The 26,375-nt window shown below is 71.1% G+C and carries 25 protein-coding genes and 1 riboswitch; of the genes, 14 read left to right on the top strand and 11 right to left on the bottom strand.

Annotated features, from left to right (window positions below):
* The first annotated feature begins 26 nt into the window (after positions 1 to 26).
* The 4 genes from ACVWWH_RS02530 (at position 27) to ACVWWH_RS02515 (ending at position 3,901) form a co-directional block, all read left to right on the top strand.
* The gene (locus ACVWWH_RS02530; protein WP_457315492.1) at positions 27 to 695 is read left to right on the top strand and encodes a hypothetical protein; all 669 of its coding nucleotides are present in this window, start codon (positions 27 to 29) and stop codon (positions 693 to 695) included.
* Positions 696 to 814: 119 nt separating this feature from the next.
* Positions 815 to 2,383, top strand: a complete 1,569-nt coding sequence (locus ACVWWH_RS02525) for an MFS transporter (protein ID WP_457315491.1) — start codon at positions 815 to 817, stop codon at positions 2,381 to 2,383.
* A gap of 243 nt (positions 2,384 to 2,626) precedes the next feature.
* The gene (locus tag ACVWWH_RS02520) at positions 2,627 to 3,043 is read left to right on the top strand and encodes a hypothetical protein (protein ID WP_457315490.1); all 417 of its coding nucleotides are present in this window, start codon (positions 2,627 to 2,629) and stop codon (positions 3,041 to 3,043) included.
* 312 nt (positions 3,044 to 3,355) lie between these two features.
* On the top strand, positions 3,356 to 3,901 hold the full coding sequence (locus ACVWWH_RS02515) for a hypothetical protein (protein WP_457315489.1): 546 nt from the start codon (positions 3,356 to 3,358) through the stop codon (positions 3,899 to 3,901).
* A gap of 72 nt (positions 3,902 to 3,973) precedes the next feature.
* Here the strand turns inward: ACVWWH_RS02515 and arr are convergent, their stop codons facing one another.
* Genes arr through ACVWWH_RS02500 form a run of 3 tightly spaced genes read right to left on the bottom strand, consistent with a single transcriptional unit; the run spans position 3,974 to position 5,659 of the window.
* Complete coding sequence (arr, locus tag ACVWWH_RS02510) at positions 3,974 to 4,396, bottom strand: NAD(+)--rifampin ADP-ribosyltransferase (protein ID WP_457315488.1); 423 nt, start codon at positions 4,394 to 4,396, stop codon at positions 3,974 to 3,976.
* On the bottom strand, positions 4,377 to 5,057 hold the full coding sequence (locus ACVWWH_RS02505) for a DUF1254 domain-containing protein (RefSeq protein ID WP_457315487.1): 681 nt from the start codon (positions 5,055 to 5,057) through the stop codon (positions 4,377 to 4,379). The genes arr and ACVWWH_RS02505 overlap by 20 nt, the downstream gene beginning before the upstream one ends.
* On the bottom strand, positions 5,054 to 5,659 hold the full coding sequence (locus tag ACVWWH_RS02500; RefSeq protein ID WP_457315486.1) for a DUF1214 domain-containing protein: 606 nt from the start codon (positions 5,657 to 5,659) through the stop codon (positions 5,054 to 5,056). Before ACVWWH_RS02500 ends, ACVWWH_RS02505 begins: the two co-directional genes overlap by 4 nt.
* 467 nt (positions 5,660 to 6,126) lie before the next feature.
* Here ACVWWH_RS02500 and ACVWWH_RS02495 point away from each other — a divergent pair, with 467 nt between their 5' ends.
* Positions 6,127 to 6,684 carry a hypothetical protein gene (locus tag ACVWWH_RS02495; RefSeq protein ID WP_457315485.1) on the top strand — a complete coding sequence of 186 codons (558 nt, stop codon included), beginning with the start codon at positions 6,127 to 6,129 and terminating at the stop codon, positions 6,682 to 6,684.
* 19 nt (positions 6,685 to 6,703) lie between these two features.
* On the opposite strand, the gene ACVWWH_RS02490 is transcribed toward ACVWWH_RS02495, so the two are convergent.
* From ACVWWH_RS02490 to ACVWWH_RS02475, 4 genes are all read right to left on the bottom strand, one after another.
* Positions 6,704 to 7,294, bottom strand: coding sequence for a hypothetical protein (locus ACVWWH_RS02490; protein WP_457315484.1), 591 nt, complete (start codon positions 7,292 to 7,294; stop codon positions 6,704 to 6,706).
* 219 nt (positions 7,295 to 7,513) lie between these two features.
* Positions 7,514 to 9,601, bottom strand: coding sequence for an FUSC family protein (locus tag ACVWWH_RS02485; protein WP_457315483.1), 2,088 nt, complete (start codon positions 9,599 to 9,601; stop codon positions 7,514 to 7,516).
* A gap of 92 nt (positions 9,602 to 9,693) precedes the next feature.
* Positions 9,694 to 10,059, bottom strand: a complete 366-nt coding sequence (locus tag ACVWWH_RS02480; RefSeq protein WP_457315482.1) for a hypothetical protein — start codon at positions 10,057 to 10,059, stop codon at positions 9,694 to 9,696.
* 139 nt (positions 10,060 to 10,198) lie between these two features.
* The gene (locus ACVWWH_RS02475; protein WP_457315481.1) at positions 10,199 to 11,002 is read right to left on the bottom strand and encodes a sigma-70 family RNA polymerase sigma factor; all 804 of its coding nucleotides are present in this window, start codon (positions 11,000 to 11,002) and stop codon (positions 10,199 to 10,201) included.
* A 150-nt stretch (positions 11,003 to 11,152) separates the two neighbouring features.
* Here ACVWWH_RS02475 and ACVWWH_RS02470 point away from each other — a divergent pair, with 150 nt between their 5' ends.
* The 3 genes from ACVWWH_RS02470 (at position 11,153) to ACVWWH_RS02460 (ending at position 15,337) form a co-directional block, all read left to right on the top strand.
* Positions 11,153 to 11,821 (top strand): TetR/AcrR family transcriptional regulator, encoded by a 669-nt coding sequence (locus tag ACVWWH_RS02470; RefSeq protein ID WP_084249551.1) that lies wholly within the window; start codon positions 11,153 to 11,155, stop codon positions 11,819 to 11,821.
* A 74-nt stretch (positions 11,822 to 11,895) separates the two neighbouring features.
* Positions 11,896 to 12,070, top strand: a riboswitch (M-box (ykoK) riboswitch).
* 230 nt (positions 12,071 to 12,300) lie between these two features.
* Positions 12,301 to 13,992, top strand: coding sequence for an NRAMP family divalent metal transporter (locus tag ACVWWH_RS02465; protein ID WP_457315480.1), 1,692 nt, complete (start codon positions 12,301 to 12,303; stop codon positions 13,990 to 13,992).
* 79 nt (positions 13,993 to 14,071) lie between these two features.
* Positions 14,072 to 15,337, top strand: a complete 1,266-nt coding sequence (locus ACVWWH_RS02460; RefSeq protein WP_457315479.1) for a magnesium transporter MgtE N-terminal domain-containing protein — start codon at positions 14,072 to 14,074, stop codon at positions 15,335 to 15,337.
* A 34-nt stretch (positions 15,338 to 15,371) separates the two neighbouring features.
* Here ACVWWH_RS02460 and ACVWWH_RS02455 read toward each other — a convergent pair whose 3' ends face one another.
* Together ACVWWH_RS02455 and ACVWWH_RS02450 are read right to left on the bottom strand one after the other, a co-directional pair.
* Entirely contained in the window at positions 15,372 to 16,598 is a 1,227-nt protein-coding gene (locus ACVWWH_RS02455; RefSeq protein WP_457315478.1) for an MFS transporter, read from the bottom strand.
* Between the two features lie 560 nt (positions 16,599 to 17,158).
* Positions 17,159 to 17,842, bottom strand: coding sequence for a response regulator transcription factor (locus ACVWWH_RS02450; protein WP_457315477.1), 684 nt, complete (start codon positions 17,840 to 17,842; stop codon positions 17,159 to 17,161).
* Positions 17,843 to 18,033: 191 nt separating this feature from the next.
* Here ACVWWH_RS02450 and ACVWWH_RS02445 point away from each other — a divergent pair, with 191 nt between their 5' ends.
* The 3 genes from ACVWWH_RS02445 (at position 18,034) to ACVWWH_RS02435 (ending at position 20,067) form a co-directional block, all read left to right on the top strand.
* Complete coding sequence (locus ACVWWH_RS02445; RefSeq protein WP_457315476.1) at positions 18,034 to 18,621, top strand: hypothetical protein; 588 nt, start codon at positions 18,034 to 18,036, stop codon at positions 18,619 to 18,621.
* 105 nt (positions 18,622 to 18,726) lie between these two features.
* A complete protein-coding gene (locus ACVWWH_RS02440; protein WP_457315475.1) occupies positions 18,727 to 19,443 on the top strand; it encodes a YcnI family copper-binding membrane protein in 717 nt (238 codons plus the stop codon).
* Positions 19,444 to 19,455: 12 nt separating this feature from the next.
* On the top strand, positions 19,456 to 20,067 hold the full coding sequence (locus tag ACVWWH_RS02435) for a copper resistance CopC family protein (protein WP_066499305.1): 612 nt from the start codon (positions 19,456 to 19,458) through the stop codon (positions 20,065 to 20,067).
* Between the two features lie 55 nt (positions 20,068 to 20,122).
* Here the strand turns inward: ACVWWH_RS02435 and ACVWWH_RS02430 are convergent, their stop codons facing one another.
* Positions 20,123 to 21,079: a 1-phosphofructokinase family hexose kinase gene (locus tag ACVWWH_RS02430; RefSeq protein WP_457315474.1), complete on the bottom strand. Its 957-nt coding sequence runs from the start codon at positions 21,077 to 21,079 to the stop codon at positions 20,123 to 20,125.
* Positions 21,080 to 21,324: 245 nt separating this feature from the next.
* On the opposite strand from ACVWWH_RS02430, the gene ACVWWH_RS02425 reads away from it, so the two are divergent.
* Positions 21,325 to 24,852 carry an Ig-like domain-containing protein gene (locus ACVWWH_RS02425; RefSeq protein WP_457315473.1) on the top strand — a complete coding sequence of 1,176 codons (3,528 nt, stop codon included), beginning with the start codon at positions 21,325 to 21,327 and terminating at the stop codon, positions 24,850 to 24,852.
* 19 nt (positions 24,853 to 24,871) lie between these two features.
* Here ACVWWH_RS02425 and ACVWWH_RS02420 read toward each other — a convergent pair whose 3' ends face one another.
* Positions 24,872 to 25,297: a response regulator gene (locus tag ACVWWH_RS02420; RefSeq protein WP_457315472.1), complete on the bottom strand. Its 426-nt coding sequence runs from the start codon at positions 25,295 to 25,297 to the stop codon at positions 24,872 to 24,874.
* Between the two features lie 249 nt (positions 25,298 to 25,546).
* On the opposite strand from ACVWWH_RS02420, the gene ACVWWH_RS02415 reads away from it, so the two are divergent.
* Positions 25,547 to 25,771, top strand: coding sequence for a hypothetical protein (locus tag ACVWWH_RS02415; protein WP_457315471.1), 225 nt, complete (start codon positions 25,547 to 25,549; stop codon positions 25,769 to 25,771).
* A gap of 76 nt (positions 25,772 to 25,847) precedes the next feature.
* The gene (locus ACVWWH_RS02410; protein ID WP_066499316.1) at positions 25,848 to 26,375 is read left to right on the top strand and encodes a hypothetical protein; all 528 of its coding nucleotides are present in this window, start codon (positions 25,848 to 25,850) and stop codon (positions 26,373 to 26,375) included.

The following is a 26,375-nucleotide window of genomic DNA, read 5'->3' as shown; positions in this document are numbered from 1 at the left end:
GGACCGTTGGGTAGGATCTGCTGTCCGTGGGCACTTCACATCTGCGGGGCCGAGGTCCGGCGGTGGTGGCGGCAGCCATGGCGGCTGTCCTCGCCGCTGTCCTGACGGCGCCGGCCGCCGGGGCGCTGCCCGCGCCGAGCTCGCTGGCCAGGCCGCTGGCTGTGCCTGCCGGGTGCCCGGGCCTGCTGACCCTCGTCTGTCCGCCGAGCCAGCAGTCTCCCGCACCGAGCCCCTCCACGGCACCCCAGCCGGGGTCCGGCGGAACCCCGGCGCCGAGCCCCGCCCCCGCCGGGGGCGCCGCGCCCACCGTGGCTCCCGCGCCGGCTGCGCCTCAGCCCGCGGCCCCGGCGGGGCCGGCACCGGCGCCCTCCGCGCCGGGCCCCTCGGCGCCGGCCGCCCCCGGGACCGCCCTGCCCGAGCCCGGCGGTTCCGCTGCGACGCCGCCGGCGGCAGCACCGTCGTCGTCCGCGCCACGGACCACCCCGAGCCTGAGCGGCTCCCCCGGGCCCTCGGCGTCCGCCGCGGCGGCCCTCCAGCCGGCCGGCGGCGCGGCGGGACCCTCCGCCGACACCTCAGGACTCCCGGCGCCCCTCCTCCTCCTCGGCCTGGGGCTGCTCCTCACCTCGGCCTCGGCGCTGGGGCTGCGCCGCAACGCGCGCATCCGGGCCGCCCTGCGGGAGGGCGCCGAGGGTTAGGCGCCCCGAACGCCGTCCGAGCTTCCGGAGGGGCCGCAGTGCGGGTTCGCGTAATGCGCCTCCCTTGGGATGATGGGACCGAAGGGATCGGCAACGGCCCGTGCGGAAGGACGCCCAGAATGACACCTGCTCGCGAGACCCACCCCCAGGAGATCCGGCCCTGGCCGGCCCTGTGGGCGCTGGTCATCGGCTTCTTCATGATCCTGATCGACACCACGATCGTCTCGGTCGCGAACCCCTCGATCCAGGCCGGGCTCTCCACGACAACGGACAACGTCATCTGGGTCACCAGCGCCTACCTGCTCACCTACGCGGTCCCGCTGCTGGTCACGGGGCGGCTCGGCGACCGGTTCGGGCCGAAGAACATCTACCTGATCGGCCTCGTGGTCTTCACGCTGGCCTCGCTGTGGTGCGGCCTGTCCGACCTCCTGCCGGGCAGCGGCATCGCGAACCTGATCATCGCCCGCGCGGTGCAGGGCCTCGGAGCGGCGCTCATGACCCCGCAGACCATGGCGGTCATCACCCGTACCTTCGCGCCGGAGAAGCGCGGGGGCGCCATGGCCCTGTGGGGCGCGACGGCGGGCTTCGCCACGCTCGTGGGCCCGGTCCTGGGAGGGCTGCTCGTGGACACCCTCGGGTGGGAGTGGATCTTCTTCATCAACGTCCCGGTCGGGGTGGTGGCCTTCGTGATGGCGGCGGCCCTGGTGCCCCGGCTCGAGACGCACAGCCACACGTTCGACTGGCTCGGGGTGCTGCTCTCGGCCGCCGGCATGTTCTTCCTCGTCTTCGGCCTGCAGGAGTCCAACACCTACGACTGGAACGGCTGGGTGTGGGCCTCCGTGGTCGCCGGCGTTGCCTTCCTCGTGCTGTTCGTCATCTGGCAGGCGCTGAACAAGAAGGAGCCGCTGCTTCCGCTGGGGCTGTTCAAGGACAGGAACTTCTCCCTCGCGAACGCCGCGATCTCCGCCGTGGGATTCTCCATCACCGCGATGTTCATCCCGGTGGTCTACTTCTTCCAGGCCGTGCGCGGGATGACCCCGCTCGAGTCGGCGCTGATGGGAACGCCCTCGGCAGTCCTGACCATGGTGCTCGCCCCGGTCGCCGGCCGCCTCACCGACAGGGTGCACCCCCGCTACCTCGTGGTGCCCGGCGTCGTCCTCGTGGGGGCCGGGATGTGGCTCTACTCGGTGATGATCTCGCCCACCATCGCGTGGCCCCTGCTGCTCATCCCCTCCTTCGTGATGGGACTCGGCAGCGCGTTCATGTGGGGCCCCACCGCGACCACCGCGAACCGGAACCTGCCGCTGCGGGCCGCGGGCGCGGGCTCGGGGGTGTTCAACACGACCCGGCAGGTCGGGGCCGTGATCGGCTCGGCAGCCCTCGCGGCGCTCATGACCGGCCGCATCAGCGCCGAGATCCAGGCCGCCCTCCCGCCGGGGAGCAAGGGCGCGGGCGGCCAGCTGGGCAAGTCGAACTCCACGGTCCTGCCCCCGTTCCTCCACGACGCCTTCACCCACGCGATGAGCCAGACGCTCATCCTGCCCGCGTCCGTGGTGCTGGTCGCCGCGGTGTGCGCGCTCTTCTTCGCCACGCCGCACCACCTCCGTGGCCAGGACGATGCATCGGCCGAGGCGCCGGCCGGGCACGACGCCGGGCGCGCCGAGCGCGGGTCCGCCGTCAGCGGCTGATCTTCGGGCCCGCCCCCGGGCCTGAAACGGGGAACCGTCCGGCCGCCTCCTGCCTCCGGATGGGGAGGGCTCCCCATGTGGTTACTCCACTCGCTGTGCTTACAGTGGCGATGCCCGGCAGCGGCTCGCCTGCCACCAGCCAGCTCGCCCACTGGAGAAGTCATGAAGCTCACGCGCCCCCGACTGAAACTCAGAAGCCTCACGCTGCTCGCGGCAGTCGCTCTCGCAGGGGGCACATCCCTGATGGCCGTGGGGCCTGCCTCCGCGGCAGGCCCCTGCGGCAGCGGTTACACCTACATCGGCTCGCACGACATCGTGGTGCCGAGCTTCAGCAAGGACTACCGGTACGGAAAGCCCGGTACGAAGACCGGCTCCATCGACGTGTACTGGAACTCCTCGCTGAGCAAGAACTGCTCCATCGCCTACGCCTACGGCCCCACCTACGGCGTCCAGATGTATCGCTACAACGACATCGGGCTCTACCCTTCATATTCCCCGGACGATGTATCGGCCGGGTACTACTCCTACTACGCCGGGCCGGACTACACGAGGACGCAACCGGCGGGCGGGCAGTGCATCAGCCTCGGCGCAAGTTTCGGGCCCAACTCTTCCGACACCACGAGCTGGGGTTTCGCGAACTACCCCGACGTCCACTGCTGACGGCCTGACAGCTCCTCGGAGCTGACACTCAGGGAACGGACCTAGACTGAACGACGCAGTGCCCCGGCCACCCCCCATGGTCCGGGGCACTGCTTTGTTCCTGCATATCGGCTGCCCTAATGACCACTTGAGTCACACCCCGGCCAGCGGGTTCAGGCCCTTTGGCTCCTTTCAGCGCCGTGCACGCGGCCTCACCATTGCCAGTGAGACTGCCCGAACGGCCGCGCTGACATCAGGGCGGCGCGGGAGCCTCCGGATCTGGTTGATCCCTTCCTCTGCAGATCCAGGCCACCAGACCTGAAAGGGCCTCCTATGTCGCGGAACCATCGACTCGGCGCCCGGTTGGCCGCGCTCGGCGCGGCGCTGATGCTGCTGCTGCTGCTGCTGCTGGCAGGGTGCAGCAGCACGCCCGGCCCGCCGGCAACCACCACGCCCAGCCCGTCGGTAGGCACCCCGAGCCCGTCGGCAACCACCACGCCCAGCCCGTCGGTAGGCACCTCGAGCCCGTCGGCGACCACCACGGCCAGCCCGTCGTCAACCGCCGCCTGCACCGCTGCCAACGCCTTCGGTGACGCCCTCGCCAGCTTCAAGGACGACCTCCAAGCCGGTGCGGCGGTGGCGGATGTCCGCACCGCGCGTGACCAGATGGTCAAGGCCCTCACCGCCCTGAACGCAGCTCCGGGCGATGCCACCCAAGCCCACCTCGACGCGCTCAAGGCCGCTGAGACCCGTCTCGACACGGCTGTGAAAGGCATTTCCGACGACGACATGTTGGCCCAGGCACTCAGTGCTCTCAACCAAGACGCGAGCACCGTCCAGGCCGCACTGAGCAACGTCCTCGCGGACATCAGCTGCTAGGCATCCGCGCCTGGAACTCGGACCACGGCTGGCCATCTGTCCCTGTGACGGCGCACATCAGGCCCGCGAGCCTCAGTTGATGATGTCGCCCCGCTCGCCGGTGCGGAGCACCGATAGCCGTTCTCGCCACGCCTGCAGCTGCTCCGGTGTCAGCCGCGCCCAATCGGCAATCTCGCCGACAATGCGCAGCGGATCGCTGCTCCGGTACGACCGGGTGGGGTTGCCCGGGAACTTCTTGTCGGTCACGTTCGGATCGTCCTCGAACGCTCCGGTGGGCTCGACGGCATACACCCGTGGGATCGCAACTCCCCCTGCGAGCTCCGCGGCGATCTCGGCTGCGAGCCCGGCTCCGTCAGCGAGCGCTGTGAAGTAGACGTGGTTCATCACGACCTCGGGACGGTAGTTCGATCGGTAGCCGGCCGTGAGCAGGTCACCCACCTTCAGGTCAGCGACCGTGCCGTGGAAGAACGGGCCCTCATCGAGCGGTGTGGACACCTGGCCTCCCTGCTGGCTTGAGCTGGATCAGCTTCGCGAGTTCGTATGCCGTGTGACGGTCATCGTCGTTGGCGACGAAGACCCGGCCGATCATCAGGGCTGCACTGTGGGGCACGTCGATCCGGGTCATGCCCGGTGGCGTATCGCCGTGCCATGCGGGTTCGCAGAGGAGGAAGTCGCGGGCGGCCGTTCCGGTGGTCCGTTTCCCTACGTAGGCGAAGTTGGCGCCGCTGGTCGGGTCGGTGAACTGCACGCTGTAATAGCGCTGTTCCATCTCGGGCACGTGCAGCACCTGTGGTCCGGCGCTGACATCCAACCAGCCGCCACAGTAGAGGACGCTGTCGGTGCCGGTCGCGATGACGCTGCCGGACAGAGCGGACTGGGACGGGCTCTCCGGCACGGCATAAAGGGTGTTCACCGGGATCGGCCCCCCGCCCAGCCCGCGCCGGACAAGAGTCCGTTTGAAGCCGCCCACCGTGATCCGCGGCCAGAAGTAGATGAAGACGAACGTGCCGATCACCCAGATGGCCACAGCCGTCGCAGCCAGCAGAACAATGGAGCTAAGACCGCCGGCCGCGATCCGCCGGTAGGTCACCCAGGCGAAGATCGCGAGGATGGCGATCGTCACCGGCGTGGCGTATTTCAGGATCAGGCGATTCATGACTCCACCCGAAGGACCGGCGGGACCTCGTAGCGGCCGTCCACGATGGCGGTTCCGGGGAGGTAGGCGCGGAGCATGAGCTTGAATCGACCAGAGGGCGTCGCTACCCAGTTCTGCGCCGCGCCGGATGGCTCATGCGGCTGGAGCAGAATGTCGACTGAGCCATCGGCGTTCGCCAGGAGACCGGAGTGGTCGTTCACGCTTGGCCGTCCCGTGGGGGCGTTGACCATATAGCCGACCGTGTCGGTCGCCGTCAGCGACCAGAAGGCGTCAGTCGGTGGAAGCTGGCCTGCCGGGAAGTGAAGGCGGTACGCATGCTCGCCACTGAGACGGTTCCCCCGGTCATCCGTGGTCGCCGTCCAGTAGGCGGCCTCTTCGAACACGTTGACCACCGGGAGCGCCTTCTGCAGGGCCGCACGAACCAGCAGTCCGTTGCCGGGATGGCCGGCTCTGCGGATCGCGCTCCAGCCGTTGACGGTCTCCGTCTCGGTCCTGGCCACGGCGTTCAGGACCAGGACGGTGGTCAGGTACGCGAAGGTCAGGCCCATGATCAGGCCCTGCACCATGCCGGAATCCGCGACCCAGGCCAGGAGGCCGATCACGATGACGCCCTCATCACAGCGCTCCAATTCGGAACAGCACGACTACGGTACGGAACCCACGGCTTCCGCATCTGAGGATCCATGGGCAAGAATCTAGCCTTGGATCCCGGCGCCCGCACTGCTTCAGCAGACCCGACCCCGAACGGTATTCAGAGGCCCCGCAAATCCAGACGACTGGGTAATATTCGAGGGCCTGCTCACTCCTCTCCTGCTCCTCTCGCGCATCGGGCTCAACGTATGGGGAAGCAAGGGTCTGAAGCGCCTAAACCGAGGCGCCACGCTTTACAGATTAAAAAGTGCTTTCGCGGCCACTGGCGCCGACCCCTTGATCCTTCCTCATAAAAGGGTGTCCATTTCATTTCCATCTTTCGCCAGCTGTGGATTCGCAGAGCGGATCCCTGCACTCCTTGAAAGCTCGATAAGGAATCGACCACGCACCATTGGCCCACAACAACTAAGGAGTTGTCATGGCAAACATTCTCGATCAATCCGCCCAGGACACGCGGGCGAACCCTGCCTCGGCGGAGCCGCACGAACGGCCGAGAACTCGAACCTCTCGGTTTTCCAGGCTCCTGAAGGGAATCGGTGCAACCTTTGGCCTGGTTGCCCTGATCGCCACCGGAGGAGCGCTCAACGCCGCCCCGGCGGAGGCCGCGGCACTCACTTACTCGGTCTACGCGCCGTATAGGATCAGTCCGACCACCGCCCAGGGGTGGGCTTACCTCAGCCGCAACTGCCGTGGCACCTACGGATGCGCGAACTATCTGAAGATCGAGAAGCGCGAGTGGTGGGGTTGGTCCTACCGGGGCGAGGGCTGGGTCTACAACAACGGTTGGAACTCCGCTCGAGGGAGCCTTACTCGCGGCTGCGCCTATGACCGCACGACGGTCGACAGCTACAACGACATCGCGGGGAGGTATCACGGCGGAACGAGCCTCGGCCCGGTCGGCCACACACGGAACGGAACCACGATTTACCGATACAGGACGATAAGGTCCTCGGGGGCGGTGTGGCTATGCCGGTAGACAGCCGGTAAACGCACCATCATTGACCGGGCCAGGCGCAGACGTCTGGCCCGGCCAACTGCGTTCCGATCTCGATGTAGAGCGGCCGGCCCCCAAGGCGCCGGGCGAGGGCACGGTTCATCGGCGCGTGGGGCACGTAGCGGTGGCCGTACGGGTCGGACACGACCACCGCTCCGGTGCGGCGGGCCATCTGCTCGTCGACCGCATGGAGCCCCGCACAGGGCCTGGCGACCGCGCCGGCCTGGACGGTCCAGCCCTGCGTGTCCGAGGGGGCTTCGAGTTCGAGCTCCTCGAAGATGCTGGCGAGGACGTCCTCGCGGGTGGAGGGGTAGCGCCGCAGGAGCCGGTGGGCCTCGGGATGGTCGTGCTGCCGGCGGAGAAACTGCTGCCGGAGCGAGTAGTGGTCCGCGGGGCCGAGGGGCCGGCTCACAGCGAGCAGGCCGTCCGGGCCCGCGAGAAGATGGCAGTACTGGCCGGAGCGGTCGATGATGCACCGGCTGCTCCCGGGCCGCTCGTCGGAACGGAGCAGCTCGGCTTCAGTCCGGAAGAGGTGGAACTCGCCGTCGTCGTCAATCACGATGAGGGGCATGCCGCCCTGGGTCGCGCTCATCGCTGTGTCCTTCCCGGGCCCTCGAGGGGGCCCTCTTTGAATGAGAGCACCCCGCGCGGCACCGGCTGGCCGATCTTTGCGGGACGCTGACGCGGCCCGGGCAAACCTTGACGGAATCTTGACGGATGCACTGCCCGAAGCCCCCCAGCGACGGCCGGTGGCGCGGTGCCACCCTATGAGGTGGGCGCGGGCCATCGCCGAGCACCTGGACGCAGTGTCCTAGGCGATCTCCCTGAGCAGGGCCTGCAGGCGGTCGAGCGCGGCGTGCGCCTGAGTGGGCAGGTTCTGGGTGATGGCACGGGCGCTGGGGTCGAGCGGCTCTCCCGCGAGCACTGGCACGGCTGCGGGTGCTGCGCCGTCCCCAGTGGCGCCGGCCGCCGTCCGCGCGAGGTCGGCCACCTTCCCGATTTCGGCGGCGAGCTCGCCATCGGGCTGGCGCAGCTTGGAAGCGGCGTCGCTGAGGGAACGCGCCGTCGCGACGATGTTCGCAACGAGGGTGAGGCGGCGCCGGATGGCTCGGGGCCGGTTCTCCCAGATCTGGTACCGGGTGAGCGGCTCGCCGACCAGGACGAGCCGGCGCAGCTGATTGTCGGCGGCGATGACTCGCTCGTCGACGGCATCGGCGCTGACGGAGGCCGGGTCGAGGGCGCGATCGTGCAGCGTGCCGAGCAGGTCGGCGACTGTCGCGAGGACAGAGCCCTGGACCACCTTGATGGTGTCGCGGGTGCTGACCGGCGTCACGAGGAGGGCGACGGCGATGCCGACCGCCGCCCCCGCGGCAGTCTCGTCGAGGCGCAGCAGCAGGAGCTCGTCAGAGAACTGGCCGAGGAGGGCGTACAGCTCGCTGAGCATGATCGTGAGGAAGAAGATCATGTATGCGTAGGAGATGCGCATGAGGTAGTTGCCGCAGAAGATGCTCGCCACGATCACGGCGAGTGCGGCGAAGAGGTTCCCGTTGGTGAGGCGGGCGACGACGACGCCGGCGACGAGACCGCCCAAGGTTCCCGCCACGCGCAGCAGCGACTTGCGGGTGGTGTCGAATCGGGTGCCGGTTCCCGCGAAGGACACGAACGCGGCGATGACCGCCCAGTAGTAGCGCTGCCCGCTGATGAGGCTTCCGACGAGGATTGCGAGGCTTCCGGCGACCGCGACCTGCACTGCCTGCCTGGTGGCGAACTGCAGCCGGGTGAGCGGGTTCCAGGCTGCGCCGCGGGGATCGACCTCGGACGCGACGCTCGGGATTCCGGGCAGCTGCCCGAGGACGAGCCCGGCCGCTGGCACGAACTCCGGCTCGTTCTCCTGCACGGTGCGGCTCAGCACCGGCCGGTTCGGCACCGACGTGACAATGCTGATGCCGCGGTGCAGGTCGGCGGCCGCTGCCTGCACGCTGAGGGGCGCGGCGGAGGCCAGCTCGGGGAGGGCCGCTGCGGCTTCACGGGCGCGGGCGGGATTCGGGGTGGCGAGCGCGCCCAAGGCCTCCACGGCAGCGGCCCGGATCGCCGGGGCGGCGTCGGTCGCGGCGAGCTGTCTGGTTCCAAGAGTGAGGCGGTCGAGACCGAGCTGCAGTTCGAGCAGCCGCGCACGCAGCGTGGACGCCGTCCATCCCTCGGGGAGCGCCGGAGCGTGAGCGGCCCAGCCGTCGCTCATCAGCGCCGCCTCTGTGGCCCTCGCTCGCGCGCGGAAGATCGCCAACGAGGCGCGGTCTGCCCCCGGGCTGCCCGGATCAGCCTCGAGCAGCGCGATACAGGCCCGTGCGAGGCCGCGCTGGCGGGCGCTCATGCTTCGGAAGACGGCGGCGAGGGTGCGGCGCGGATGCCGGCGGAAGACGGTGCAGCTCAGCAGCAGTACCAACGCCGTCGCGACGATGATGGCCACGAGCATCGCGGGGAGTGCCGGCAGCGAGGTCTTGAGGAAGGACGCGAAGAAGTAGCCGTTCCACAGCATGAAGCCGTAGAAGAAGTAGCCCAGCCCGAACCGGCGCATCCACACGGCCAGGAACATCACGACGACGAAGCCGACGAGCGAGGCCGGCTGGCTCGGTGCGAGCAGCGTGCCGGCCGTGATGCCCGCGCCCATGGCCAGCGGGAAGTACGCGGCCGTGATCGCGTTGGCCCGGATGCGGTGGTCGACGAGTGCGTTAGTGCCGATCATCGCCACCACGCTGCTGAGCAGCATGAACACGACGGTCCCCTGGGCACCCGCGTGGAGCAGCAGGGCGAGCCCGTAGCCGACGACCATGCACACCGCGACGTTGCCGGCCCCGGCCAGGCCGAGCTGGAGCCTCCCGAGCCCCGGGTCCGAGGCCACGGCGATGTCAGCGACCCGGCGCAGAAGGCCTGGTCGGGAGACCTTCGCGACCTCTGGTGCCTCCGGCGACGTACTCGTCCCGCCCAAAGGACTTACGCCGCGTGGTCGGAGTGGGTTGCCCAGTGCGAATGGCCCGAGGCGCGCCGCTCCGGGCGCCCTGCCTGTGCCTGGGCAGCATGGGCCTTGGCGGCGCGGGCCGCGAGGCGGAGCCCATCGTCACTGATCGGCACCCCGGCCCACTGCTGCGCGTGGGACGGTATGAACACGTCTCCAGCGGGGAATGCCCTCCTGCGCTGCCGCCCGGAGGCGACGACTGCCCAGACAGCCTCGATGTATCCGTCCGTTGCGCCGACCGCGTAGCCATGCACTTCCCGGCTGCCGTCATGGGCGACAACCCTCTGGCCGCCGCTCTGCACCCGGCCGGCCCCGGACTTGGTGTCCCTATCAAGCTGTCGCATTTCTGACCTCCACTGCCTACTCCTCATACCCCGGCGACGGCGCATCCATTCAGTGTGCTGCCCCGCTGTGTGGGGTCCAGCGTCTCCGGTCGTGGTCTGTGGATGTGGGTCCGTTCGGTGTGGGTTGCTGTTGGTGGGGTCAGGCGGCCATCTTGCGGCGCATGCGGTCCAGGAGCCGGCGCAGCAGGCGCGAGACCTGCATCTGGGACACCCCCAGCTCCGCGGCGATCTCGGACTGGCTCATCTCGTCCACGAACCGCAGCTTCACCAGCAGCCGGTCCTGCTCGCTCGCACCCTCCAGCGCGCACGCGACCATCTGGCGCAGCTCCACCTGCTCGAACCCCGCCTCGACCACCGGGACCAGGTGCGCCGTGCGCTCCCCCTCGCCCTCGCCCGAGGAATCCAGCGGCTCGATCGCCGCCGGGCTCATCGCCGCATCCACCGAGCGGGCCTCCGCGACCTGCTCCGGGCTGGCCCCGGTCGCCTCCCCCAGCTCCGCCAGGGACGGCTCCCGGCCCAGCTCCTGCACCAGCCGGCCACGGGCCTCCTTGACCCCCAGCCGCAGCTCCTGCAGCGACCGCGGCGGGCGCACCACCCAGGACTGGTCCCGCAGATAGCGCTTGATCGTCCCGGCAATCGTGGGCACCGCGAACTGCACGAACCCGTGCCCGGCACCCTCCCGGTACCGCTGCGCCGCCATCACCAGCCCCATCCGCGCCACCTGCCGGATGTCCTCGAAGTCATGCCCGGGCACCCGGTGCCGCCGCGCCAGCGCATCCGCCAAACCCAGATGCTCCACCACCAACGCCCCCGCCACACCGGACCCCGCACCCTCGCCGGCAGCGCCCTCGGACGCACGTCCCGCCTGGGCGGCGTCCTCCGCCAGGTCCCCGGCGAGGAGCCTCAGGGATCCCTTGGACTCGATCACAGCTGACTCGTTCACAGCGACCTACCCTCCTCTGCACCGCCCAGCGGCCGTGCCCGGCATTGATGCTGGCTACCTCGAAGTCTTCAACGAGACAGACCTGTCTGTTCCGTCACGAGGAGTATGCACCGAGACAGACCTGTCTGTCCAGAGGGCTAGGATGGGCCCATGATGGGTGGAGATGCGGGGCAGGCGGGCAGAGGTGCCGTGCGGAAGCCGGCCAAGGAGCGGATCCTCGAGACCGCCTATGGGCTCTTCGCCAGAGGCGGCGTCCGCGCAGTGGGGATCGACGAGATCATCGCCCACTCCGGGGTCGCCAAGGCGACGTTCTACCGGTGCTTCCCCTCGAAGGACGCCCTCGTCCTGGCGTACATGGACCGCTGGTACCAGGTGCGTCACGATGCCATCGAGGATGCGATCACCCATGCCCACGCGCCTGAGGACGCCCTTCTCGCGGCCTTCAACGTGCTCGACGACTGGTTCAGCCGCGGCGCCGCCGAGGTCAACACCTTCCTCCACGTCGTGATCGAGTTCGGCCCGGAGCATCCCCTCGGTCAGGCCGCCATGGCGCACCTCGCGAACATCCGCGGACGCCTCGCCGCCCTCGCCGAGGGTGCCGGGCTCGAGGACCCGGTGGGCTTCGCCTGGTCCTTCCACATCCTCACCAAGGGCGCCATGGTCGCCTCCATCGAAGGAGACCAGCGCGCCGCTCTCCGCGCGCGGGCCCTCGCGCGGGCACTCATCGACCTCCACCGCCCCGACACGCCCGGGCGTCCGCAGTCGCAGCAAGAGGAAGACGACGAGGTCAAGGTCCTTCGGAAGCACGGCCGCGGCTGAGCGCTCCCCCACGCCGGGAGGCTGCGCTGGCCCGGACGCCGCCCCAAGGTTCGGCATGTATCATCGGGGCGCAAGGTGCCGTTCGTTAGCTGAGGCTCCTTCGCGGACACAAGCCAGCGACCCCCAACGTCGAGAGACGCCACAGGTCAGGACAGGCTGCCCCGGGCTAAGGGGCAACCCCGATTGGCTCTCCGGGTCCTCCCCGGGGTCACGACGCGAAGTGCCAAAGGTCTTACGAGGAAGGGCCCGGCCTCTCTGGCTGGCCGCCTGAAGGCACGCGACCTGCGTCCGGAGGAGGTGGCCGACCGTGTCCAGCGGTGACAGTAGTCCCTCCCCGCATACCTGCTGAGCCGCGCTCAGCCCCTCCGCCAATGCCGCGCGCCCACGTCGCGGCCGCGCTGATCCCAGCCCGGCCCGGAGTGTCCGGGCGCGCCCGCTTCACGATCCCCGGCCACCGCCGGGAGGAAGCAGGTCCTCCCATGCCCAAGACCCCCATCCCCCACGCCCCCACGCCCAAGGTCCCCACGCCGGGCCTCCCCGCGCCCCAGGACTCGGCGGTCCTCGACTCCGCCCACGTCGGCGACATCCAGGGCGCCTTCGGCACCATCCGGCTGGGCGACTCCTCGGCCCAGTCGAGCTGGAAGCGGCGGCTGAAGACGCTCCTCGCGATCGTCGGCCCCGGCCTGATCGTGATGGTCGGCGACAACGACGCCGGTGCGTTCGGCACCTACACCCAGGCCGGCCAGAACTACGGCACGTCCCTGCTCTGGACGCTCCTGCTCCTGGTCCCCGTCCTGTACGTGAACCAGGAGATGGTGCTCCGCCTCGGCGTGGTCACCGGTGTGGGCCACGCCCGGCTCATCCTCGAGCGCTTCGGGAAGTTCTGGGGCGCGTTCAGCGCGATCGACCTGTTCATCCTCAATGCCCTCACCATCGTCACCGAGTTCATCGGCATCTCGATCGGCCTCGACTACCTCGGCGTGCCGAAGGTGGCGGGGGTGGCCGTCGCCGCGCTGTTCGTCATTGGCGCTGCCAGCACGGGGTCCTTCCAGCGCTTCGAACGGGTCTGCATGGCTTTGGTCATCGGCTCGGCGCTGCTGGTCCCGGTGTTCCTGATGAGCAGCCCCGACTACGGGCAGATGGCCCACGACTTCGTGGTGCCCGGCATCCCGGCCGGCTCCGACATCGCCGACGTCACGCTGCTCATCATCGCGATCGTGGGCACCACGATCGCCCCGTGGCAGCTGTTCTTCCAGCAGTCCTACGTGATCGACAAGCGGATCACGCCCCGGTACATGAAGTACGAGCGGGTGGACCTCTGGCTCGGGATCGTGATCGTGGTCCTGGGGGCCGCGGCCATCATCTCCTTCACGGCGTTCACCTTCGCGCACCATCCCGAGTTCGGCCACTTCACCGACGCCGGTGGCGTCGCGGAGGGCCTGGGCAAGTACGTGGGCCACCTCGCCGGGATCCTGTTCGCGCTCGCGCTCATCGACGCCTCGATCATCGGCGCCGCCGCCGTGGGCCTCTCCACCTCCTACGCGCTCGGCGACGTCCTCGGCCTGAAGCACTCCCTGCACCGCAAGCCCAGCGAGGCCAAGGGCTTCTATGCTGCGTTCGCCGGGATCATCGTCCTCTCCGCCGTGATCGTCATCATCCCGGGAAGTCCCCTGGGCCTGTTGACCGTGGGCGTGCAGGTGCTCGCCGGGGTCCTGCTGCCCTCGGCCACCGTGTTCCTGCTCCTGCTGTGCAACGACCGGCAGGTCATGGGCCCGTGGGTCAACGGGCGGGCCATGAACCTCTTCACGTCGGCGGTCATCGCCGTCCTCGTGATCCTCTCCGTGGTCCTCACGGCCGCCGTCCTGTTCCCAGACATCGACGGGACCACGATCCTGGAGATCCTCGGCTGCGGGGCACTCCTTGCCCTGCTCGCGGCAGCAGGGGTCGCCGTCGTGCGCCTCCGCGCCGCGGCGAGCGGGAAGACGCCCCCGGCCGCCCCCGTGGACCGGTCCCAGCGGGCCACGTGGCGGATGCCGCCGCTGGCCCTGCTCGAGCGGCCGCAGCTCTCGGCGGCCCGCCGCGCCGGCCTGAGCGTGCTGCGCCTGTACCTGCTCGTGGCGATGATCCTCGTGGTCGTCCGCGTCGTCCAGCTCGCCCTCGCCGGCGCGTGAGCCGGCGCTCCTCCCCCGACCCGTCCCCGGTGGCATACAGTCGCCTCCAGACGGACCCCTGTGCACCGAAAGGCACTCGATGACCACCGCAGCACCGACCGCCGCCCTGTCCCTCTCAGCCCTCCTGCGCCAGCCCGTCGCCGACTCCGACGGGCACCGCATGGGCACCCTGGCCGACCTCATCGTCCGCCTCCGCCACGACGACTACCCCCTCGTCACGGGACTCGTCGTCGCCGTCGGGAACACCCGCGTGTTCGTCTCGGCCCACGACCTCGCCGCCCTCGCGCCCGAGAGGATCGAGCTCGGGGTCAGCACGGTCGGCGTGCGCGAGTTCCGCCGCCGGGAGGGCGAGGTGCTCCTCTCGGAGGACGTGCTGGGCCACCGGCTCATCGACGTCTCGCGTGCGGCGTTCGTCAAGGCCTACGACGTCCAGCTCGCCCCCGTCCTGGACGGCTGGGCCGCCACCGGCCTGGACGTCCACCGCCGGCGGTGGCTCAGCCTGGGCCCCCGCCATGCTGCCCACGCGCCGCGGGACTGGATGGACTTCGAACCGCTGATCGGCCATGCCGAGTCTGCCCGCGTCCGGGCTGCCACAGGCCGCATCCCGGAGCTGAAGCCGGCGCAGATCGCGGACATCATCGAAGAGGCCACGGGCAGCGAGCAGGACGAGCTCCTCGCGCAGGTCCACGAGGACCCCGAGCTCGAGGCAGACGTCTTCGAGGAGCTCGACGAGGACCGCCAGTCGGAGCTCTTCAAGGGCCGCACCGATGCGGAGGTCGCCGAGGTCCTGGGGCGTATGCAGGCCGACGACGCCGCGGACGCCGTCATGGACCTCCCCCAGGAGCGGCGCGCGCCCGTCCTGGGCCTGCTGCCCGAACCCCAGCACTCCCGCGTCCACCGGCTCCTGGGCTACCACGACCTCACAGCCGGCGGCCTGATGGGCACCGACTTCCTCGCCCTGCCCGCCACCTCCACTATCGCCGACGCCCTCACGGCCGTCCGCGGCGCGGTGCTCCTCCAGCCCCAGGCCCTGAGCGTGATCTACACCCTCGCCCCGGATGGGACGCTCGAGGGCGCGCTCAGCCTCGTCCACGCCGTCCAGGCCGACGCCGCCCGCCCGCTGTCAGAGGTCGCCGACCGGGACGTGGTCTGCGCTTCACCGGGGGACGACGTCATCGACGTCACCACCCGCATGGCCGACTTCAACCTCCTGGCCATGCCGGTACTGGCCGAGGACCGGCGCATCCTCGGCGTCATCACGGTCGACGACGCGCTCGAGGCCGCGATCCCCGAGGACTGGTCCCGGCGCGAGTCCAACCACCACGAGACGGGGCCCGAGGCCTGAGCAGCCCTGACGCCGGGCCGGCCGAAGTGGGCCCTCAGGCGCGCCGGAGCCGGCGCAGCACGAGGGCCAGGCCCACGAAGGCCAAGGCGTTGGCGACCAGGATCACGGTCACCGCGGCGACCGGGCTGGCCGCGTAGGCGGCGCCGAGGATGCCGCCGGCGGCGAGCAGGCCGAGGCCGCGGACGAGGGCGAGCCAGCCGAAGGCCACGGCGCGGGAGTGCGAGGGGACGAGCTCGGTGACCACGGCCTTGACGGTGGAGTCCAGCACGCCGTTGACGATCCCCCACACCGCGGCGCCCGTCCAGACCAGCGGGGCGCTGGCGCCGAAGGAGATCGCGGCGACGGCGGCCGCGGCGGGGACGGCGAGGAGCACGAGCGGGCCGCGGCGGTCGTAGAGCCGCCCCACCACGAGCCCGCTGAGCCCGTCCACGGCCATCGCCACGGCGAAGACCACCGGGACGAGGGCATCGCTCAGGAGACCCGTGGTCTGGGCGTGGAAGGCCATGAGCGGGAACGGCGCCACGCCGCAGGAGAGGACCGCCACCGCGGCCGTGTACTGCCAGAACCTCGCCGGCAGGTGCGCCCGGGCCATGCCCTTGGCGTCCGGGCCGCGGGCGGGGGCGGGAGCACCGCCGTCGTGCTCGTAGACGGCCGGGTCCGGCACGCGGGTACGCAGCCAGGCGAGCATCGCCAGGACGAGCACCCCGGGGACGGCGAGCACGCCGAAGGCGAGCCGGTAGTCGCCCTCGTTCCAGGCCAGGACGGCGGCCAGGAGCAGGGGCCCGAGCATGGCGCCCGTCTGGTCCAGCGCCTGGTGGACGCCGAACGCGCTGCCGCGGCCGGTTCTCGTCGAGGCGTGGGAGAGGAGGGTGTCCTTGGCCGGGGAGCGGACCGCCTTGCCGAGACGCTCGGTGCCGTAGAGCAGCAGCGCCGGGGCGATCAGGCCCGTGGCCCCGATGAGCGGGACGCTGAGGACGGTGAGGGCGTAGCCGGTGATGGTCCAGGCCCAGTAGTGCTGGGTGCGGCGCACCGCCAGGCCGGAGAGCACGCGCAGGCCGTAGCCGATGAACTCCCCCGCCCCGGCCACCAGGCCCACCACGGTGGCACTGGCGCCGAGCGTGCCCAGGTAGGGGCCGATGATGCTGCGGGCGCCCTCGTAGACCATGTCGGCCAGCAGGCTCACCACGCCGAAGGCGAGGACGAAGTGCCAGGGGCGCAGCAGGGGCGCGCGCTCCTGGGCGGCGGGGCTGCCGTTCGCCATGCGGAGATCTCCTTGGGGGGCGGGGACGCGGGGCTGGCCGGGGCCGGAGGTCAGACTACCGCGCGCACCCGGGGGCACGCTGCGCTCACCGGCGGGGATTCACCCGCGCAACAGGGGATCCGCGGGGCTGCCCGTCCGCTCCTGTTGCCCGTGCGATCTCGGGGTGCGTCCGCTCCTGCCCACTTTGGCCGTCATCTGGAGCGCGCCGCCGGCGTGTCGCGGTGTGAAACGCCGCCGTGCGCGCCGCAAAGCGGGCAGGAAGGGACGGCCCCGTGGACTCCTGCCACCCTGGCGCCAGCACTGTGCCGTGTCCGTGTCAGTCTCGGCCCAGGCGCGCGCTGTACTTGCGGTAGCTGCGCCGGAGTTCGATCCGCCCAATGTACAACCGCGCCACGTCCTCCCACAGCACGAGGAAAGTGCCCCGGTGGCGCCAGGCGGGGAACCGTGCGACAGGTCTGTCTAAGGAGTGGTAGACCGCTCCGGCGGCGGCATGGGGACGGCCTTTTGTCCGCTGGAAGCCCGACGAGGCACCCTCCGCGCTGGCTCGCCTCTGGGTCCCCCTACGAGGCGGTGAGGGTCCGGCGGAGCCCTGCCCTGTGGGCCGGCCGGGGCACATGCTGGGGCGGTTCGGTCCGGTGTGCCCGGCCGAGCTTCGCCAGGGCCGAGGAGACGCAGGTCTGGGCGGTCTTCTGGGCCACCGCCATCTCGTGGGCGATCTGCCGGTTCGTCAGCCCGCGGTGCAGCAGCTCGAGCACCCGGGATTCCTGGGGGCTCAGGTCGATGCCCCGGCGCATGACGGCCTCCTCGATCGCGCCCTCGAGGGCCCACTCCTCGTCCTCGGGATCGAAGAGGAGCTCCCCCGCGGCGGCGCGGCCGATCGCCGCGCCGAGGTCCCCGCCGGAGATCTGCTCCGGCAGGCAGCCGCACGCCCCGGCGAGGACGGCCTCCCGGCGGGCCCTCGCGTCCCGGTCCCCGGCCACGATCACGCAGGTGATCGCCGGGTCCGCCGAGCGCACCTGCAGGCAGACCTCGCCGCCTGTTCCGTCGCCGAGGCGGGAATCCAGCACCGCCACGTCCGGCCGCAGCGCGAGGATCTGGGCACAGGCCTCGTCCGCAGAGCCGGCCTCTCCCACAACGGCCATCCCCTGCGCCTCGAGCAGACGCCTGCGCGTATGCCGGGCCGATTCGCGGCCGCTGAGGAGGTAGACCCGAATCGGCACGCCGTCCGTTCCGCTGCGCCCCATCTGCCTGCTCCCTTCCTTGCCTCCTGATTCAAGTGGACCGCCAACGGGAGCTGCGAAGTAGGGGCAATCGTCCCGGGGTCGGGCCTCGGCGGCGTCCGGCGGCGTCCGGGCGTCCGGATTCTTCCGCGGAATGCGCCGTCTCGTAGAGTTGAGGGGTCCCTAGCGCGAGCCGAGGAAAGGCGGGTGGGAGCGTGCGCGCAGCATTCCGGCTCTCCCGCGCCGCCGTGGTCACCGCCGCCACCGTCCTGCTCGCCGTCGCCGCCCACACGGCGGCCGGCGGAGCCCTCCCGGACCCGCTGATCCTGCTCGGGCTGCTGGCCCTGACGCTGCTGCCCACGGCGTGGCTCTCGGGCAAGCGCCTCACCCCCGCCACGGTGCTCGGGCTCCTGAGCACCGGGCAGTTGGTCCTGCACTCGGCCTTCGACGGCCTCTCGGAGTCCGCGGCCTCCCTGCAGCTCTCCCCTGCCGCCGGGCACGTCCACGTCCTCGGCGCGGCCTCGCCGGGCGGCCCGGTCGGCCACGTCCACGGGTACGGCCCGGAAATGCTCGCCGCGCACGCGCTCGCGACCCTCGCTGTCGGCCTCCTGATCGCCAGGGGCGAGGCAGCCCTGTGGGCGCTGCTGGCGTGGCTGAGTCCCCTCGTACGCCTGCTCCTGGTCCGCGGGGGGGCGCCCGCCGCCGCTCTTCCGGCCTACGTCCCGAAGGCGCTTTCGAAGATCTGGCGCGGCCTGCGGCTTCCGGCCCTCCGCGGCCCACCGGCGTCCGCCGCCGCCTGCTGAGGCGGCCTCCGGACACCCGCACACCCGGCGGGCAGCCCATGCCTGCCCGCCTCCGCCCCGGCGCGAGCGCGCCCGGGCGGGCCAAGACGAAGGCCTAGAACACCCATGAAGAGCTCCTTCCGCCGCGCCCTCACGGCCGCGGCCACCACCGCAGCGACCGCCGCACTGATCGGCACCGGCGCCGCGGCCGCCAACGCCCACGTCTCCGTCAGCCCGGACGACACCGGCGCCGGCGGGTTCTCGCACCTCACCTTCAACATCCCCAACGAGTCCGCGACCGCCAAGACCACGAAGGTCGAGGTCAAGCTCCCCACTGACACCCCGTTCACCTCGGTCTCGGTCAGGCCGGTCGAGGGCTGGAGCGCCCAGGTGGTCACCACCACCCTGCCCAAGCCGGTCACCGTGGCCGGCGCAACCGTCACGAAGGCCCCCACCGAGGTGGTCTGGACGGCCGACGCCGCCCACGAGATCGGCCCCAACGAGTACCAGGCCTTCTCCCTCTCCGTCGGCCGGCTCCCCGCCGCCGGCACCACCGTGGTCCTGCCCGCGACCCAGACGTACACCGACGGAAAGGTCGTCACCTGGGACCAGAAGGCGGAGGCGGGCAAGGAGGAGCCGGAGCACCCCGCGCCGTCGTTCACCACCACCGCGGCCGACGACGCCGCCCCGAGCCCATCGGCATCACCGCAGACCGCTGCCCCGGCCTCCCAGACCACGGACGCCACCGCAGCCTGGGGCCTCGGGCTCGGCGTGCTCGGCGCCGTCCTCGGTGCCGCCGCCCTCGGGCTCGTCCTGGCCGGCCGCCGCCGGGCCGCGAAGTAAGGGGGACGAGCCATGCGCACCACTGCACGTGCCCGCCTCCTGCGCACCGCCGCGAGCGTCCTCGTCGCCGCGGCCGCCCTCCTCCCGGCCCCAGCGGCCCAGGCGCACGACGTCATCGAGTCGACCAACCCGGCCGACGGGTCCACTGTGGCGACCCTGCCGGCGTCGGTGGTCCTGACGTTCGACCACACGCCCATCGGGGTGGGCACCGAGATCCTCGTCAAGGACCCCACCGGGACCAACCAGGCGGACGGGCCGGCGAAGATCGTGGACACCAGCGTCACCCAGCCCCTCAAGTCCGGCGCCCCCGCCGGGAAGTACACCGTGGTGTGGCGCGTGGTCTCGGCGGACTCCCACCCCATCGAGGGCACCTTCACGTTCACGGCCAAGGCCGCTGGCGGCGCTGCGGCTGCGGCCTCGGGGGCCCAAAGCGCGGGGGCCCAGAGCACGGGGGCCGCGCAGTCGGCCCCTGCGCAGGCCGCCCCCGCGTCGGGCTCTTCTGCCTCCGGCTCCTCCGGCGGCGCGATGGCGCTGTGGCTGGGCATTGGCGCGGCCGTCCTGGTGCTGGTGGCGCTGGCGGCGTTCTTCGTCCGGCGGGCCCTCAGGCCCGGCCTGGAGGAGTAGCCTCCGCCCGACACCCCGGGAACCCGGCCTCGGGTTCCTGGGGTGCCCCGGCCGGTCACGCCGAGCGCAGCTCGGCCTCGAGGCGTTCCACGTCTGCGCGGTGGCACAGCTCGGTGGCCGGGGTCATCACGGCCGCGCTCCCGGCAGCCACGGCGGCCCTGAAGGCCTCCCCGGCGGGGCGTCCCTGCGCCATCCGCAGGACGAATGCTGCCATGAAGCTGTCCCCGGCGCCGACGGTGCTGACCACCGGCACGCTGGGGACCCGCAGGCGCAGGACGCCGGAGCTCGACGCCAGGGCGGCGCCCCGCGCGCCCAGGGTGAGGGCGACGTACTCGGCTGACCCTCCGGAGACCAGCGCGGCGGCCGCGTCCATCTGGTCCTGTTCGCTCTCGAGGGCCCCGCCCGCGTGCTCCGCGAGCTCGCGCAGGCTGGGCTTGACCAGGAACACGCCCTCACTGAGGGCCCTGCCGAGGGCGGAGCCGGAGGCGTCGACGAGGCAGCGCGCACCGTTCTCCCGCGCGAGGTGGGCCACCCGGGCATAGAAGTCGTCCGGCACCCCCGGCGGCAGGCTCCCGCTGGCCACCACGTACCCGCCCCGTGGGACCGTGTGCGCCACGAGATCGAGGCAGCTGACCCACTCGGCCTCGCTGAGTTCAGGGCCCTCCAGCACGAACCGGTACTGCCGGCCGGTCGAGGTCTCGTCCACGGTGAAGTTCTGGCGCGTGCTGCCCCGGATGGGCACCACGAGGCTGGGGACGCGCTCGGCCTCGACGAGACGGCGGTAGGCCTCCCCGGTGGGGCCGCCCGCGGTGAACAGGGCCACGCTGCGCCCTCCGAGCCGCTGGATCACCCGGGCCACGTTCACGCCGCCCCCGCCCGGGTCCACCCGGCTGGCACCGCACCGGAGCTTGTGGCTGCTCTCCACCTTCGCCGTCGCGGTGCTGATGTCCAGGGCCGGGTTGACCGTCAGCGTCAGGATCTGCCTCGCCCCGGAGGGCTGTGCCCCTTCCATGGCCACAGCTTACGGACCTCCGCAAGGGTGGGTACTGGGCCAGTGGCGGCCGCCGGCGGGGGTACGTACACCTTCTGGGAATCCCCGTGGAATAGCCTGAGTGCAGCCTGAAAAGACGGGTACGGATTACTCGGGCGCCCCATGGGCCCCAATTTTTACGCTCCTTCTACCACGCTGCCGGCACCCGGCCAGCGGCGGCAGGGTAGGGGGGGAACCCGCTCATGGAGCCCAGTGGAAGACCCAGCATGCGCGGCGCCCTGCGCCACGTGCTCCGGAGGCCGCCGCGGGCACTCGCAGCGCTCCTGGCCGGGGCCCTCGCCGGTGCGGCACTGCTGACCGGCCCCGCAGCCTCGGCCGACGTCGGGACCATTGCGCACGACACCCTCCGCACCGGGTGGGACAGCGATGAGAGCGCCCTCTCGCCCGCCGGGGTGGCCTCCCCCAACTTCGGCAAGCTGTTCTCCGCCGCGGTGGACGGGCAGGTGTACGCGCAGCCGCTCGTGGTCGGCCAGACGGTCGTCGCGGCCACGGAGAACAACGCCGTCTACGGCCTCGACGCCACGACCGGCGCGGTCAAGTGGACCCGCTCCGTGGGCCCCGCCTGGCCCGCCGCCGCCATCGGCTGCGGGGACCTGGTGCCCAACATCGGCATCACCTCGACCCCTGTCTACGACGCGGCCACGAACAGCGTGTTCCTCACCGCGAAGACGAACGACGCCGGGAACGCGCAGCTGCCCCACTGGTACATGCACTCGATCGACGTCACCACCGGCGCCGAGCGGGCCGGCTTCCCGGTGATGATCGACGGCGCCCCGACCAACGATCCGACCCGGCCCTTCAACGCCTTCACGGCCATGCAGCGGCCAGGCCTGCTGCTCATGGGCGGGGTGGTGTACGCCGGCTTCGCGAGCCACTGCGACCACAGCCCGTTCGTGGGCTACGTGGTCGGGGTCTCGACGGCGGGCAAGCAGACCACGATGTGGGCCACCGAGACGGGGATCAGCAATGCCGAGGGCGGCATCTGGCAGTCCGGCGGCGGGCTGGTCTCCGACGGGCCGGGGCGGATCCTGTTCTCGACCGGCAACGGGATCGCCCCACAGAAGTCCCCAGGGACGTCCCCGCCGTCGACCCTCGCGGAGTCCGTGGTGCGGCTGCAGGTCGGCACGGACGGCAACCTGACGGCGAAGGACTTCTTCAGCCCCGCCGCGAACGTGAAGATGAACCAGGATGATGCGGACCTGGGCTCCGGGGCGCCGATCGCGATCCCGGACGGCTACGGCACCTCCACGCACCCGCACCTGATGGTGCAGACCGGCAAGGACGGGCACATCTACCTGCTCGACCGGGACGCGCTGGGCGGCATGGCCCAAGGGGTCAACGGCACCGACGCGGTCGTGGACACGGCCGGGCCCTACAACGGGGTGTGGGGGCGCTCGGCGTTCCTCGGCACCACGCAGGGCGGGTACGTCTACCAGGTCGAGAACAAGGGCTACCTGCGGGCGTCGAAGCTGGTCCCCAACAGCTCGGGCGGGGTCAAGCTCGCCTCGGTGGGCACCTCCACCGGCACGTTCGGCTACACGTCCGGCTCGCCGGTGGTCACGTCCTCGGGCACGGACGGCTCCTCCGCCCTGGTCTGGGTCATCTACACGGACAACAACACCGGGACCAACGCCCAGCTGCGCGCGTACCGGGCCATCCCGGACAGCACGGGCAAGCTCGCGCAGGTCTTCAGCGCCCCGATCGGCACGGCCTCGAAGTTCACCTCGCCCGCCACCAACTCCGGGAAGGTGTACGTGGGCACCCGGGACGGTCACGTGCTGGGCTTCGGCATCCCGACCAAGGCGGCGGTCGGGTCGACCAGCGGCGACCTGGGCCAGGTCGCGGTCGGCGCGAGCTCCACGACGACCGTGACCATCACGGCAACCCGCGCGGTGACGATCAGCTCGGTCACCACGAGCGCCCCGTTCGGGATCGGGTCCGTGGCCCTCCCGAAGGCCCTGGCCTCCGGCGCGAGCCTCGGCGTCCCCGTGACGTTCGCCCCCACGGCCACCGGCGAATCGGACGGCACCCTGACCGTGAAGACCTCCGACGGCGAGACCGTCCTGCTGGGGGTCCACGGGATCGGTACCAAGGACGGCCTCGGCGCCACGCCGACGTCGCTCGCCTTCAGCAACGTGCCGACCGGCACGCTCAGCCAGCAGACCGTCAACATCGTCAACACGGGCACGACGGCGGTGTCGGTCACCGGAGTGACCCTGCCCGCCGATGCGAGCCTCGTCACGGATCCGACCACGGTGCCCGCGATCGGGTCCACGATCCAGCCGCTCGCCTCGGTCCCGGTCTCGATCGCCTTCAAGCCGACCGTGGCCGCGTCGATCACGGATTCCATCACCGTCACGAGCAACCTCGGCGGGGTGACCGTGCCCATCGCGGCGACCTCCATCTCGGGGGCGTCCCACCTGCAGGTGCCCGCGTCCCTCGACTTCGGCGATGTGGCTGTCGGGACCTCGTCCACGCGCTCGTTCCAGATCCAGAACACCGGCAACATCCCGATGACGATCACCAAGGCGAAGGCCCCGCAGGGCGTGTTCACCACCACGACCCCCGTCTCCGAGGGCCTGACCATTCCTCCGGGCGACTCGGTCTTCCAGAGCGTGACCTTCACGCCCACCGCCTTCGGGCAGGCCGGGACCGCGGACACCTACTACCTCATCACGGCCGACGACGGCTCCGGCGCCCAGGAGGTCATGCTCACCGGCAGCGGCATCGACGATCCCGTCGCCGCCTACGCGGCGAAGATCGGCGCCGGCCGGTGGGCCTCACCGCTCGGCCAGGCCCTCACCGCCGAGTACAGCGTGGGCACCGGCACGTGCCAGGACTACACCTCCGGCATCATCTGCTGGTCCCCGACCACCGGCGCGCACGAGGTGCACGGGGCCATCTACACCCGCTACGCCGCGGCGGGCGGCCCGAGGGGCTTCCTCGGCTTCCCGACCACGGACGAGACCAAGACGCCGGACGGCATCGGGGCGTACAACCACTTCTCCGGTTCCAGCGGCGGGTCGATCTACTGGACCTCGGCGCTCGGGGCCCATGAGGTCCACGGTGCGATCCGGGCGCGGTGGGCTGCGAGCGGGTGGGAGAAGGGCCCCTTGGGCTACCCGACCACCGATGAGCTGGGCACCCCGGACGGGGTGGGCCGGTACAACCACTTCAACGGTTCCGGCGGCGCCTCCATCTACTGGTCGCCGAAGACCGGCGCGCACTCGATCCAGGGCGCGATCCGGGCCAAGTGGGCAGAGAAGGGCTGGGAGCGCGGCCCCTTGGGCTACCCGACCACGGACGAGAGCAAGACCCCCGACGGCGTCGGCAGGTACAACCACTTCAACGGCTCCGGCGGCGCCTCGATCTTCTGGTCGCCGACCACGGGGGCGCACTCGATCCGCGGGGCGATCCGGGCCGAATGGGCAGCATCGGGCTGGGAGCACGGCCCGCTGGGCTACCCGATCACCGACGAGAAGGGCACCCCGGACGGCTCGGGCCGCTACAACCACTTCTCCAAGGGAGCCTCGATCTACTGGACCCCATGGACCGGAGCGCACTCGGTGCTCGGCGCGATCCGGGCGACGTGGGCCTCGATGGGCTGGGAGCGGAGCTGGCTCGGCTACCCGACCTCCGACGAGTACTCCGTCCCGGTGGGGCGCGCGGAGGACTTCGAGAGCGGCAGCCTGACCTGGAGCGCCTCCACCGGAAGGGTGAACGCCGCCGGCTGAGCAAAGGTGGCGGCGCAGCTCAGGACAGATTGGACGTCCTCCTGCTGCGCCGCCACCGGACGGCGTCCCGCAGCGCCCACGCCAGGCGGTCCCCGGCGAGGCTGGCCAGGACGTAGCCGCAGGCTCCGGCCCTGAAGGAGGCGGTGATCTCACCGGGGCGGTCCCGGAGCGAGAGCATGACGCACGCGATCATGGGCGCCGCCTCCGTGATCGCCCGGCAAACCTCGATCATGCTCTCTCCGACGAGGCCCAAGGAGAGCAGGCACACGTCCGGGGCCGCGGCGGCGACGGCCCGCACGGTCGCCGCCGCAGCCGGGCAGCGCCCCACGACCTCGAAGCCCTGGTCCTCGAGCACGTCTCCGAGGGTCTCGCGTGTGAGGGCGTGGTCCTCGACGATGAAGACCTTCAGCCGGAGGTCATCCGGCAGACCCAGTTCCGGGCGCATACGGCCCCCGTCCATTTCGACCATCGACTCTGTCTCAGCCCCCGGGTACTTGGGGTCCAGCGTCTCCCCAAACCATCGAGCGGCTCAGGGCCGAACGTCCCCCTGATGATCTTCGGAAATTCCCATTCCAAAGATGGGCTTTGGAGGGAGAATGGAATGAGCGCAATGGCCTCGAGCAGCCGGGGCCGCCCTCGCGCAAACGAGCAGAGAACCGCGGGCAGCGCCACCCCCGGACCAAGGAAGACCGCCATGCTTCCCCGCAACAGACAGCCCAGCACCGCCCTCCACATCAGCAACGCCGCCCGTTGGCCCGAGCACGAGCACGACTTCCCAGCGCGCCCGGCCGGCTTCACTCCTGCACCGCACGACCAGCGGACGCGCCTGCTGCGCGAACTGAGACAGGCCGGGCTCGGCGACGCCGAGGCCCAGGCCGAGGCTGACAGGCTCCTGGCGGGAGACATCTGGAGCGGCTGACCACGAAGCCGGCCCTGCTTGGGCCCTTCTGGGGCGGGTAAGGGTGGGACGCCAGCCCATCGCGCCAGGAGGACCCATGACCGACTCTCCCCACCTGCGGCAGGTCGACGACGACGTGCTCGCCAAATACCTGCACAGCCATCTCATCGCCGGCACCTCGGGCACACGGCTCTTCGAGGATGCCGCGAAGGCGTGGGAGGGCACTTTCTACGCGTCTGCCCTGGACAGGCTGGCGAAGGAGGTCAGCGAGGACGCGGAGGAGCTCGGCCGGATGGTGCAGGCCCTCGGGCTGGAGCCTCCGGCCCACCGGAAGGCGGCGGGCTGGGCGGCGGAGCAGGCCGCGAAGATCGACCCGCTCAATCCCACCCATGCGGCCTCGGGACGGGCCGGGCAGCTCCAGCTCGAGTCGCTCCTCACCGCCGCGACCGGAAAGTGCCTCCTGTGGAAGGCGCTCCTCCTCCTCATCGACGAGGGGCTGCCTGTCGACGCGACCAGGCTCCAGCAGCTGCAGGACCGCGCGCTGCACCAGATCAGCACCCTCTCCGAGATCCTGCGCTCGGTGACGGCGGCCAACTTCCGGGCCAAGGGGTTGACCCAGCACTAG

Source organism: Sinomonas sp. RB5 (assembly GCF_054063535.1).
The sequence above is the reverse complement of the archived record's forward strand: the minus strand, read 5'-3'. Positions and strand labels throughout refer to the sequence as shown.

Coding starts and splice junctions, on each gene's coding strand:
- ACVWWH_RS02440 (WP_457315475.1), top strand. CDS start 18,727: ATGAAGAGCTCCTTCCGCCGCGCCCTCACGGCCGCGGCCACCACCGCA.
- ACVWWH_RS02430 (WP_457315474.1), bottom strand. CDS start 21,079: ATGGAAGGGGCACAGCCCTCCGGGGCGAGGCAGATCCTGACGCTGACG.
- ACVWWH_RS02470 (WP_084249551.1), top strand. CDS start 11,153: ATGATGGGTGGAGATGCGGGGCAGGCGGGCAGAGGTGCCGTGCGGAAG.
- ACVWWH_RS02490 (WP_457315484.1), bottom strand. CDS start 7,294: ATGAGCGCGACCCAGGGCGGCATGCCCCTCATCGTGATTGACGACGAC.
- ACVWWH_RS02495 (WP_457315485.1), top strand. CDS start 6,127: ATGGCAAACATTCTCGATCAATCCGCCCAGGACACGCGGGCGAACCCT.
- ACVWWH_RS02435 (WP_066499305.1), top strand. CDS start 19,456: ATGCGCACCACTGCACGTGCCCGCCTCCTGCGCACCGCCGCGAGCGTC.
- ACVWWH_RS02480 (WP_457315482.1), bottom strand. CDS start 10,059: ATGCGACAGCTTGATAGGGACACCAAGTCCGGGGCCGGCCGGGTGCAG.
- ACVWWH_RS02450 (WP_457315477.1), bottom strand. CDS start 17,842: ATGGGGCGCAGCGGAACGGACGGCGTGCCGATTCGGGTCTACCTCCTC.
- ACVWWH_RS02425 (WP_457315473.1), top strand. CDS start 21,325: ATGCGCGGCGCCCTGCGCCACGTGCTCCGGAGGCCGCCGCGGGCACTC.
- ACVWWH_RS02465 (WP_457315480.1), top strand. CDS start 12,301: ATGCCCAAGACCCCCATCCCCCACGCCCCCACGCCCAAGGTCCCCACG.
- ACVWWH_RS02525 (WP_457315491.1), top strand. CDS start 815: ATGACACCTGCTCGCGAGACCCACCCCCAGGAGATCCGGCCCTGGCCG.
- ACVWWH_RS02420 (WP_457315472.1), bottom strand. CDS start 25,297: ATGCGCCCGGAACTGGGTCTGCCGGATGACCTCCGGCTGAAGGTCTTC.
- ACVWWH_RS02410 (WP_066499316.1), top strand. CDS start 25,848: ATGACCGACTCTCCCCACCTGCGGCAGGTCGACGACGACGTGCTCGCC.
- ACVWWH_RS02505 (WP_457315487.1), bottom strand. CDS start 5,057: ATGAATCGCCTGATCCTGAAATACGCCACGCCGGTGACGATCGCCATC.
- ACVWWH_RS02520 (WP_457315490.1), top strand. CDS start 2,627: ATGGCCGTGGGGCCTGCCTCCGCGGCAGGCCCCTGCGGCAGCGGTTAC.
- ACVWWH_RS02455 (WP_457315478.1), bottom strand. CDS start 16,598: ATGGCGAACGGCAGCCCCGCCGCCCAGGAGCGCGCGCCCCTGCTGCGC.
- ACVWWH_RS02460 (WP_457315479.1), top strand. CDS start 14,072: ATGACCACCGCAGCACCGACCGCCGCCCTGTCCCTCTCAGCCCTCCTG.
- ACVWWH_RS02415 (WP_457315471.1), top strand. CDS start 25,547: ATGCTTCCCCGCAACAGACAGCCCAGCACCGCCCTCCACATCAGCAAC.
- ACVWWH_RS02515 (WP_457315489.1), top strand. CDS start 3,356: ATGTCGCGGAACCATCGACTCGGCGCCCGGTTGGCCGCGCTCGGCGCG.